The sequence below is a fragment of the Corynebacterium sp. HMSC073D01 genome, assembly GCF_001815555.1.
Taxonomy (GTDB): domain Bacteria; phylum Actinomycetota; class Actinomycetes; order Mycobacteriales; family Mycobacteriaceae; genus Corynebacterium; species Corynebacterium glucuronolyticum.
The window spans coordinates 1-868 of the sequence record NZ_KV821043.1 but is presented as its reverse complement, the minus strand read 5'-3'; the positions used below and the strand labels follow the sequence as shown (position 1 = coordinate 868).

The 868-nt window shown below is 57.7% G+C and carries 1 protein-coding gene; it reads left to right on the top strand.

All coding sequences use genetic code 11. The annotated features are described in order from the left end of the window. The coding region (locus HMPREF3044_RS13115) for a YPDG domain-containing protein (protein WP_210400531.1) at positions 1–868 on the top strand (868 nt) is incomplete at both ends.

The following is an 868-nucleotide window of genomic DNA, read 5'->3' as shown; positions in this document are numbered from 1 at the left end:
GCGACAAGTACTTTGATGCGGATGGCAACCCGCTCAAGGATGGCGAAGGCGACCATGATGGGGATAAGATCCCGAACGCCAAGGAGTCCGACACCAACGTTCAACCCGAGGGTGTTAATGATGACGGCACGGCGAAGGTGCCGCCTACCGATCGCAACGATAACCAGATCCCGGATCTGATTGAGCGCACCTACGCCCCGTGGGTCGGATCCTACGATAGGCTCACCCCAGAATCCGGAACGACGGTGACCGTCACGCCAGAGTTCGACGATACGTCCACTCCTGCCAGCGAACATAAGGGTGCACCTGAAGGAACCCGCTTCGCGCTGGACACTACGACGGTGCCGGAAGGCTGGACCGTGGATGTTGACCGGAACACGGGCAAGGCGACAATCACGGTTCCCAAGGATGCCGTAACTGGCTTGGAAAAGCTCATCACGGTGAAGGTTACGTTCCCCAAGGACATGTCCAATGAGGCGTCGCAGACGGAACTGAGGATTTCCGTCACCCCGAAGGCTAAGCCGATTGCGGATACTAAGACGATCATTGAAAAGTGCATCGACCCGAAGGAATGGTACGCGAACCCGCTGCTGTACCTGGTTCCGCTGGGCCTGATTGCTTTGGCTACGCAGGTGAACCTGCCACTTCCGGAGTCGCTCCGGGTGCAGCTGGATAGCCTGAAGATCAACAACCCGGATAACCAGCCGCAGTGGTTGAAAGACGCGAACGCGAAGTTGGCTGCCATGGGCTCCAACGTGAACGTCGCGGGTATTATGTCCATTCTGGGTCTCGTTGCAGCTGCGTCGCTTGTGGGCATGTACTACGCCACCAAGTGTATCAACGGCAAGGCTTGGGACTTCACCAACCT